This is a genomic window from Bradyrhizobium huanghuaihaiense, from assembly GCF_007830635.1.
Lineage (GTDB): Bacteria > Pseudomonadota > Alphaproteobacteria > Rhizobiales > Xanthobacteraceae > Bradyrhizobium > Bradyrhizobium huanghuaihaiense.
Genome location: NZ_VLLA01000006.1, coordinates 332,090 through 341,073 on the forward strand (window position 1 = coordinate 332,090; position 8,984 = coordinate 341,073).

Genomic DNA, 8,984 nt, shown 5'->3' on the forward strand with positions numbered 1-8,984 from the left:
CCGGAACGGGCGCTGAAGAATTCAGCGCTTCAGGTTGACGACGACGTCGAGCAGGTCGGCGCCGGTCTGGAACGATTTCGAGTTGGCGGTGAAGCCGCGCTGGGCCTCGATCATCCCGGTGAGTTCGTCCGCGAGGTCGACGTTGGAGTCTTCCAGGGCGCCGGACTGGATCGTGCCGAGGCCGCCGGTACCAGCATTCCCGGCCTGCGCGTTGCCGGAATTCATGTTGGTGGAGTAGACGTTGCCCGGCTCGGGCGTCAGATTGTCGGGGCTCGCGACGTCGGCGAGCATGATGGTGTAGAGCGTCATCTGCTGCCCGTTCTTGAGCACGGCTGTCACGTACCCGTTCTCGTCGACGTCGACCTTGTCGATGGCCGATGGAGCGCTGCCATTGACGGTCGCCTTGAAGCTGAAGTCGGTTCCGGTCTGCGTCATGTTCGACAGATCCAGGGTCGTCGCCGCACCGCCGGGGACGGTGAAGGAGAGAGTCGTCGGGCTCGCCGCGGCCAGCGCGCCTTTGCCGGTTGCGGTCGTATCGAAGGTGAAAGTGGTGGCGGCGCCGACCGACGCACCCGTCGCGGAGTTGTAAGCCTGAATCTGCCAGGTGTCCGAGCCGGCGGCCGTCGCCGTGTGGGACATGTAGACGTCGAGCGTAACGGCCTGGCCGATATTGTTGTAGGCCACGATCGAGCTCTTCGACGAATATGACGCCGGTCCGGGCGGACCGGCGATCACAGCCGCTTTCGGATCCAGATTGCCGGTCGTGAGTGTTCCCGCCGTCGTCGGCACGGGCACTTGCGAAACCTGGGCAATGTTGACGATCTGCATGCCGGACAGGCTGTTCTGCGAGAAATTGGTCACCTTACCGGGCTGACCCAGAAGGTAGTAGCCGGCCGCGTTGACCAGATTGCCCTGGGCGTCCGGCACGAACGAGCCGGCGCGCGTCAGATATTGCTGCGTGTTGTTGGCGTTCGACACCACGAAGAAGCCGTTGCCCTGGACGGCGAGGTCTGTGGTCGACGTGGTGAACTGCGTATGCCCGGCGTCGCTGATGGCGTAGCGCACCGTCGTCTCGACGGCGCCGGAATCGTAATTGCCCGAACCGCTCTTCAGGATCAGCGAGGAGAATTCGGTCGAAGCCCGCTTGTAGCCTGTCGTGTTGACGTTCGCGATGTTGTCCGAGACCGTCGACAGCTTGTTGGATTGCGCAGACATCCCGGAAACACCGGTGCGCATAACACCATACAGGCTCATGAATTGGGCTCCTTTGGTAGGTTGCAGCTACAATGAGGGTTCTTGCTTGCGCGGGGCTGATGGTCGGGAACCATGCACAACTTCATGTTGTCAGGTCGTTTTCGGCTGACAGAACGAGCGCGCCTTGTCGGTCCAGGCTCCGAAGCCGCTCGAGACGAGATGAGCGACGATGTGACAGACATAGCGCTTCTGCGCCGGCTGGTTGTTGGGGCCCGCATTGTAGCGGGCGACCGCCATGGTCCAGCTGCCCTCGCGCTGCTTCAGCTCCTTCAGGAAGCGCGCGGCGTATTCGACATTCTTGGCGGGATCGAACATCGCCTGCACGGAGGCAAACTTGTCGCCATGATAATAGTGGTTGATCTGCATGCAGCCGAGGTCGATCAGCTTGATGCCCTTGGCTCGCATCGCCTCGAAATTCGCAATCGCATCGGTCATGTCCTTGGCGAACACGGTCTGACCGTCGGCGCCGAGCGCATAAGGATAGAGCGCCCCGCGCCGTCCGGTCTCGGTGAGGCCGACGGCGTAGAGAATGCCGAGCGGAATGCCGTGCTGCTGGGCTGCACGCGCCATCTCGCGCTCGCAAGGGCGCGCGCTGTCGGCGGCAGCCTCCGCGGCGCCCGCGTTACAGATAAACAGGGCCGCGACGAATCTGCGGCGCCACGTCCTGGTCATGACGCGTCTCCTGGTTGGACTGGCGCTCCTGCCGGGCCTGTCTCGCATCGCCGTCCGATTGTCCCGACGACGTGCTGGCGCCGTCGAACGTGCCTTGCGACTGTGAGGATGACTGCTGCTGGCCCGAGAGCTGCGGCTGCGGCTGCGACTGGCTGGAGCCGCTCTGAAAACCATCGAGCGAGCCGTGCTGGACGGGTGCGACGTCGGCGACGTAACCGGCCGACTGCATCAGATCGCGGATCGAGTCGCGCTGCTGGTCCAGCATCTGGCTCGTGTCCTTACGTTCGGCCGCGAGGTGGATCGAGACCTCCGAGCCGACCAGGCGGAGGCGCACGGTGACATTGCCGAGGGCCGGCGGCTCCAGGTTGACGGTCAGGATCTTGAGCGGCTGGTCCGGCGCATTGGTCTGCGCCCCGGCGAGATCAGGGGTTGCGGACGACGCCGTCGGCACTGAGGATTCCTTCAGTTCCGCGACCACCGCATTGGCGACCTGTTGCGGCGCGTTGAACTGCGCCGGGGGCAGATGGGTCTCCTGCTGGACCACGGTGACCTTGGTGGTCTCGGGCAATGCGTCCCGGGCCGAGGCCTTGACGGCGCGTTCGACATTGGCCGTGACGGCCTCGAAGCCTGACGTTGCGGGCAATGCCTTTGACGGACCCTCGTTGTCCTGCTGCGCGGCGACTGCCGCCTGCGAACGCGCGCCGATCGGGGCGGCGGCGGGCGGCGCGGGATCAGCGGCGGCGATCTTCGCCGCGCCCGCAGCCTGAACCTCGCGCTTCGACGTGGAGGAGCGCTCGTCGCGCGCGGAGGCGTCCTTCCCGTCACCCGCCTGCGATTGCACCTGCGACCTCATGGCTGGTACGGCCGCGAGCTCCTGTCCAACGATCGCGGGCATGCTCGACCGGTTCGAAACGTCCGCCTTCGCGGCATCATCGACCGGACCTTGGGTCTGCGACGGGTGGTCGGTCTTCTGTCCGGACGACTTGTGACCGGAGCTGGCCTCGTCGACCACCTCGGTGCGTTCCTGCCCCGTTTCGTCCTTCCCGGCCTGATGCGCCAGGCGCGCGCGCAACGTTCCGGCTTTCACGGTCGTGCTGCTGGCCTCATCGTTGAGTGCTCGCTTCGCCAGGTTCGAGACGGTGTGAAGCAGATCGTTGAACGACGAATCCGCCTGCGATTTCGTCCCTGCTGCTTTTGCCGAGCGCGATGTACCGCGCATGTTGAGGCTCTCGGCGAGGCCTGAGAAGAGCTGTCCGGAGGTTCCGCTGAGTTTGGTCATGGGCGGCGATCCTTGGCGAGGAGTTCGAGTTCGCCGAGCTGCTTCTGCGCGCGCGCGAGTATCACGTTCGATGATGCGAGATCGAGGCGCGCCGGCGTCGCCGGAGGCTTGTCGGCGGTGGCGGCGGGACCGCCTGCAAATGGTTTGCGAACGTCGAGCGCGAGCTGCAACGTCGCATTCAGGAGAGCAACGTCGCGCTCGGGCAGCTTCGACCGATCGAGCGCCTTCAGCTCGGCGAGACCACCGTCATATTCGTCGGTGAGCGCCCGCGAGGCGCCGCGGAAGAAATGTGCGCGCTCGCGCTCGGCGGAGGCATCGGCGCTGAGCGCCAGCGCACGCTCGGCCGCGAGCCGGGTCACGGGCATCAGTCCACGCAGCATCGCGTTGCGCGCGATCATGAGATGCAGCTTGATGCGGCTGGCGCGGTCGATCTGGTCCAGCAGGGTGACGATGCGCGCAAAGCGGCGCTCGTCGAGAGCCAGGCTCGATTGCGTCAGGCCCGTGGAGAAACGCTGCCAGAAATCGCCGGCATAGATCGAGTTGCGATAGTGGCGGATATAGGCCAGCGTCAGGAACTCGAACTTGTCGAAATCCTCGGCCTGCCCGACCAGCAGGATCTCGCGCCGCAGCGCCGCCTCTTCCACCAGCGTGCCGGGCAGGAGCAGACGCGCATCGTCCAGTCGCTCGATCGCGAGCGATGCCTCGGTGCGTGCGAACAGCGCGCCCTGCACCAGCGCGACCTGTCCGCCCAGGCCCGACGGAAGCGTGCGCGGCTTGACGTCCTTGAGCAGCTCGCGCGCCTCGTCCTGACGGCCCTCGACATAGGCGAGCGCGCCATCGAACAACCGACCGTCGACGCTCATCTTGTCGCGTGGCAGCTTGCGGACCAGTTGCGGCGCGCCGCCGCTGAGCAGGTAGATGACGACGGCCTGACCGTTCTGCGGATTGCTCCACACATTCGCATCGGCGGCAAGAAACTTCTCGCCGATCTGCCGGATCAGCGCGATGTGACTGCCATGCGCCGCGGTGTCGCCGTTGGCGATGCCGTCCTGCACGGCCTGCAAGGCACGCACGAGCTCATACGGTTCGCTTGACGTCGCGGCAGCGACCGGCGCCGGATCGGCAAGCACGGGCGCCGCCGTCGGCGGCAGCACCATCAACAGGGCAGCGCAGAGGAGCGGCCTGATCACGGACGCTTCTCCCGGATCAGGATCTCGATCCGGCGATTCTGTGCGGCTGCCGGGTCGCTGGGAAGCTTCGGCCGCCGATCGGCATAACCTTCGACATGCTCGATTCGCAGTGCATCGACGCCGGAGCGGACCAGCATGTAGTAAGCCATCTGCGCACGGGCGGTCGACAGCCGCCAATTGTCGTAGTTCTCCGATTTGTACGGCCGATTGTCGGTGTGGCCGCGGACGATGATCATGCCGGGACGCTTCGCCAGCAGCGGCCCGATCTTGTCGATCACCCGGATGAGCTCGGGCCGCGGCTCGGCCGAGCCGACCGCGAACATGCCGAAGCTCGCATCGTCGGTCAGGCTGACCAGCAGGCCTTCCTCGACCTGACGCACCTCGGCGACCGGTCCCGCACCGGCCTTGATGTCCGACAGCGCATCCGCGATCGCGGACTGCAGCTGCTTGACGGTGGGCTGCTGTGTTTGCGCGGCTTCGCGCGGTTCGGAATCCTTCTTCGCGTCGTTGGGACGCGCCTGCGCGCCGGACTGCGCGTTCGCCTGGGCGCTGCCCTCGCGCGATGACTGCGACGGCGCGGGCCCCGGCGGCAGCAGGGGCGACAGGCTCGCGGACGATGCATCGGCGTTCGGAGCGATGCTTCCGCCGGCATCGTCCGTCTTGGCGCGGCGCGCCTGCGGCTCGCCTTGACCGGCGCCCGACATGTTGTCGCGCGCGGACGGATTGGGCTTCGGCTCGCTCTCGATGATGCGATCCGCGTCCTTCGATGCCTGCGGCGCCAGCTTCCAATAGCCGGGATCGAAGGGATCCCGATAAGCGTCGCCGCCCTTGAGACCGTCCTCCTCCGCGGAGGTCAGCGAGCCGGCGCGGCGCTGGCCCGAGGCCTCGTTCGCATTGTTTGCGATCTCGGCAAGCGTTGCATAGGGATCGCGGAACAGGACCTTCTCCTCGTAGAACGGCGGCTTCTCGGCCGTCGGGGAGTCACCGCGACGTTCCTCGCTCGGCCCACCCGGCTGACGCCGGCCCTCCTGACCGTCGAACGTGGTCGGCTCCTTCTTGGTGAGATCCTTCAGACCTTTCGGTGCCGGCGCATTCTCGGCGAGCTTGATCGGGTTGAAGTAGCTCGCGACCACCTGCTTCTGGTCCTGGTTGAGCGCGTTGAGCAGCCACATGACCAGGAAGAACGCCATCATCGCGGTCATGAAATCCGCATAGGCAATCTTCCATACGCCGCCGTGATGCGCCTCCTCGGCGAAGGCGCTGCGCCGGCGGACGATCACGAGCTCCTGCTTAACCTCTTCCACCATGGCTGCTACCGGCGCGCTTCCTTCAGGCGCTCGCCCCAGGCTGTGATCTGCGTCTCGATCACGGTCTGGTCGGCGACGACGCGGACCTCAGAAGTCTCGGCAACCTCGTACTCGACCCCCGTGCGCCTGCTAGCCTCGAGCTGGGTCCTCACGAGGTCGAGCAGCTCGCTCGGGCCGGTGACCTTGAACACCGGCACCGGCGAATTGCCGGTCAGCGCCGCGATCTGCTCGACCAGCGATCCAACCGCCTTGTCGCGGACCGCATCGGCGAGGAAAGGCAGCAGGATGCGCGCGACGGAGCTCGCGATGTTGGTCTCGATCTCGCGGCAAGCCGCCTCGAAGCCGCCGACGATCGCGGCCGCCTGCTGATCGGACCATTTGGCGCGCTCCTCGCCGAGCCGGATCGCACTGCGGACGCGCTCCTCGGCGACCCTGGCATCGCCCTCGGCAACGCCGGCGGCATGGCCGCGACGATAGGCATCGTCGAGAAGATTGACCGGCGGAGCTTCCGCCTCGGGCGCTGCAGGCGCCGGCTGAAACTGCGGCTGCGACTGAGGCTGACGCTGCGGCTGGGCCTGGGGTTGCGGTTCGCGCCGCGCCTCCTTCGGCCTCGTCAGCACGTCCTGGATCTTGGGCGGCGGTGGCGGCGGCGGCGACTTGACCCGGCCATTCGCGTCGAACTGCGTCAGGAGTTTTCCGATTGCCGCGTTCATGCCGCCTCCTCGCGTCGCATCCAGTCTTTAAGGATCGCTGCCGCTTGCGCCTGATCGAGCCGAACGATCTGCTCGAGCCGCTTCTGCGGTGTTCGCTGCATCTTGCCTTCGAGATCTTCGACGAGGTTGAGCTCGGGATCCTGGCTCTCGGCCAGCGCAAGGGCCGCGGCGGCTTCGAGCTCGGCAGCCTCGGCCGCCTCGGTCTGCTCCTGCGCCGCACGATGGGTCAGAATGCCATTGACCGCGGGCCGAAGTCCGAACCAGACCAGCATGGAGGCGACCGCCAGGATCGTCACCGCGTTGATGACGCTGCCGAGTTGCTTGTTGATCATCTCGACGAAGCTGATCGGCGGCACCGGCGCGAGATCGCGCGAGCCTTCGATGAAGTCGACGGCCGTGACCTGGATCTGGTCGCCGCGTGCCTTGTCCAGCCCGCCGGCCGTGGCCGCGAGCGCGCTTATCTCGGCGAGCTTGCTGTCGACGATGGCCTGGTTGCTCTTGTCGCCGAGATCGGCGACGAGCCGCGCACGGTTGACCAGCACGGCGATGAAGAGCTTCTTGACCGAATAGCCGTCGCTCACCGTTGTCGTGGTCTTGGACGAGACCTCGAAATTGGTGACGTCCTCGCGGCGGGTCTTGTCCTCGCTGGAGTTCTTGGTGCCGCCGGCGTTCACCTGCTGATCGGGCAGGTTCTGCTGCACCGTGGTCGGCTGCGAACGGTCGGCGTTCTGCGACGATTCCTTCTCGCGCACGTTTCGCACCGAACGTTCGGCGCGCCCCTCCGGATCGTAGACGGTCTCGTTGGTCTGCCGCTTGTCGGTGGAGAGCTGCGGGGCGACGCTGACCTCGAAATTATCCAGGCCCAGGTATGGCGTCAGCGCCTTGCGGATGTTCTCCTGCACCATCCCGCCGACCGTCTTCTGCAGGCTCGCCATCTTGGTCGGAGCGGCGCTCGCCTCATCTTCCTCGGCGAGCAGCATCGAGCCGTCGGCATCCAGCACCGTCACCTTGTCGCGGCTCATGCCGGGGATGGCGGCCGCGACGAGATGACGGATCGACTGCGCCGTGCGCGCCTCGATCGCGCCGTCGGTGCGCAGCACGACCGATGCCGAAGGCGGCTGCTGGGTCGCGCGGAACGAGCCGCGCACCGGCAGCACGATGTGCACCCGCGCCGCCTTCACACCCTTCATCAGCTGAACGGTGCGCGCGATCTCGCCCTCGAGCGCGCGCAGCTTCGTGACTTCCTGCATGAACGAGGTCAGGCCGAGCGAGCCGATCTTGTCGAACAGCTCGTAACCGGAATTGGCGCTGGTCGGCAGGCCCTTCTCGGCAAGCAGCATCCGCGCCTGCATGGTCTGGCTCGGACGCACCGAGACGGCGTCACCGGCGGTATTGACGTCGAAGGCGATGTTCTGCTCGCGCAGCGCCGCGCCCATGCGCGTCACGTCTTCCCGGGTGAGGCCGGTATAGAGCGTCTCGAACTCGGGCCGGCTCAGATAGTACGCACCGCCGACGACGGTGACGAGAACGGCAAAGCCGATCAGTCCCAGGGCCATCAGCCGTCGTGGCCCGAGCTCCAGCAGATTGTTGAGCAGTTGCTGTATCTGCGCACGACTGAACAGCATATGACCTCGTACCAATGCGAACGTAGAGGACACTCCGCTGCCAACCTTGTCTGAAGGTTGCGCGAGGCCACGAATGTGTCGGTTCGCGGGCGAGGCGTGGTAAATTTACAAGAAATCGGGGGACGCTATCGCGCGTATCGGCAACAGACGCACAACCGGACTCATCGCGGCGCGATCGACTGCGGCGTACTGCCCGAGATCTGGCGTCAGGGGATCAACTGCAGGCACATCTTGTGCCATCATATCCGCCGGTCATGGCGGAGACCGTGCTCCCGGGGGAGCACGGTCGTTTCCAAAGTCGAGGCTTACTTGAACAGCGACAGGATGCTCTGGCTGTTCTGGTTGGCGATCGAGAGTGCCTGAACGCCGAGCTGCTGCTGGGTCTGAAGCGCCTGCAGGCGCGTCGATTCCGCATTCATGTCGGCGTCGACGAGCTGGCCGATACCGCGATCCACGGAGTCGATCAGGTTCTTGACGAATTCCGTGTTGGTCGCGATGCGGTTCTTGATGGCACCGAGATTGGCGGCAGCCGAGGCCACCGTGTTGATCGCAGCGGTGACCTGGTTGATGTAGCCGTCGAGCTTGGCCTGGTCAGTCGCCGAGTCGGTCAGCGAGCCGATAGCGAGCGTGGCGACCGACGCGAAACCGGTCGTGCTGTTGCCGGTCACCGTATCCAGGATGCCGGACGTGGTTGAGCCGCCGGTGGTGTAGAGCGCGAAGGTGGCGGTCGTCACCGTGATGGAGCCGATGGTGGGCGTACCGCCGACACGCGAGTACGACGACACGAGGTTGAAGGTCGTCGGCGTGGCCGTGGACGACGAGGGCGTAACGTCGATGCTCAGCCAGTTGATGCCGTTGATCGTGGCCGAGTTGGCCTTCAGCTTCATATCCTGCTGGATCTGGGTGACTTCCGACTGGATCTTGGTCCGGTCGATACCGGCGGT

The 8,984-nt window shown here is 65.8% G+C and carries 8 protein-coding genes; all 8 read right to left on the reverse strand.

What is annotated here, in order from left to right:
• Positions 1-21: 21 nt before the first annotated feature.
• Complete coding sequence (locus IQ16_RS16125; RefSeq protein WP_018641244.1) at positions 22-1,254, reverse strand: flagellar hook protein FlgE; 1,233 nt, start codon at positions 1,252-1,254, stop codon at positions 22-24.
• A 90-nt stretch (positions 1,255-1,344) separates the two neighbouring features.
• Positions 1,345-1,926, reverse strand: coding sequence for a transglycosylase SLT domain-containing protein (locus IQ16_RS16130; protein WP_026311731.1), 582 nt, complete (start codon positions 1,924-1,926; stop codon positions 1,345-1,347).
• Complete coding sequence (gene fliK, locus IQ16_RS16135; RefSeq protein ID WP_018641246.1) at positions 1,877-3,205, reverse strand: flagellar hook-length control protein FliK; 1,329 nt, start codon at positions 3,203-3,205, stop codon at positions 1,877-1,879. The genes IQ16_RS16130 and fliK overlap by 50 nt, the downstream gene beginning before the upstream one ends.
• A complete protein-coding gene (locus IQ16_RS16140) occupies positions 3,202-4,395 on the reverse strand; it encodes a chemotaxis protein (protein ID WP_018641247.1) in 1,194 nt (397 codons plus the stop codon). Before IQ16_RS16140 ends, fliK begins: the two co-directional genes overlap by 4 nt.
• The gene (locus IQ16_RS16145; protein ID WP_026311732.1) at positions 4,392-5,699 is read right to left on the reverse strand and encodes a MotB family protein; all 1,308 of its coding nucleotides are present in this window, start codon (positions 5,697-5,699) and stop codon (positions 4,392-4,394) included. The genes IQ16_RS16140 and IQ16_RS16145 overlap by 4 nt, the downstream gene beginning before the upstream one ends.
• 8 nt (positions 5,700-5,707) lie before the next feature.
• Positions 5,708-6,415: a hypothetical protein gene (locus IQ16_RS16150; RefSeq protein ID WP_018641249.1), complete on the reverse strand. Its 708-nt coding sequence runs from the start codon at positions 6,413-6,415 to the stop codon at positions 5,708-5,710.
• A complete protein-coding gene (gene fliF / locus IQ16_RS16155) occupies positions 6,412-8,040 on the reverse strand; it encodes a flagellar basal-body MS-ring/collar protein FliF (RefSeq protein WP_020607790.1) in 1,629 nt (542 codons plus the stop codon). The genes IQ16_RS16150 and fliF overlap by 4 nt, the downstream gene beginning before the upstream one ends.
• Before the next feature lie 305 nt (positions 8,041-8,345).
• Positions 8,346-8,984: flagellin (locus IQ16_RS16160; protein WP_145831594.1), on the reverse strand; the 639-nt coding region annotated here is incomplete at its 5' end.

Excerpts from the sequence above, each read along its gene's own strand:
- IQ16_RS16125 (WP_018641244.1), bottom strand. The coding sequence starts at position 1,254 with ATGAGCCTGTATGGTGTTATGCGCACCGGTGTTTCCGGGATGTCTGCG.
- IQ16_RS16130 (WP_026311731.1), bottom strand. The coding sequence starts at position 1,926 with ATGACCAGGACGTGGCGCCGCAGATTCGTCGCGGCCCTGTTTATCTGT.
- fliK (WP_018641246.1), bottom strand. The coding sequence starts at position 3,205 with ATGACCAAACTCAGCGGAACCTCCGGACAGCTCTTCTCAGGCCTCGCC.
- IQ16_RS16150 (WP_018641249.1), bottom strand. The coding sequence starts at position 6,415 with ATGAACGCGGCAATCGGAAAACTCCTGACGCAGTTCGACGCGAATGGC.
- fliF (WP_020607790.1), bottom strand. The coding sequence starts at position 8,040 with ATGCTGTTCAGTCGTGCGCAGATACAGCAACTGCTCAACAATCTGCTG.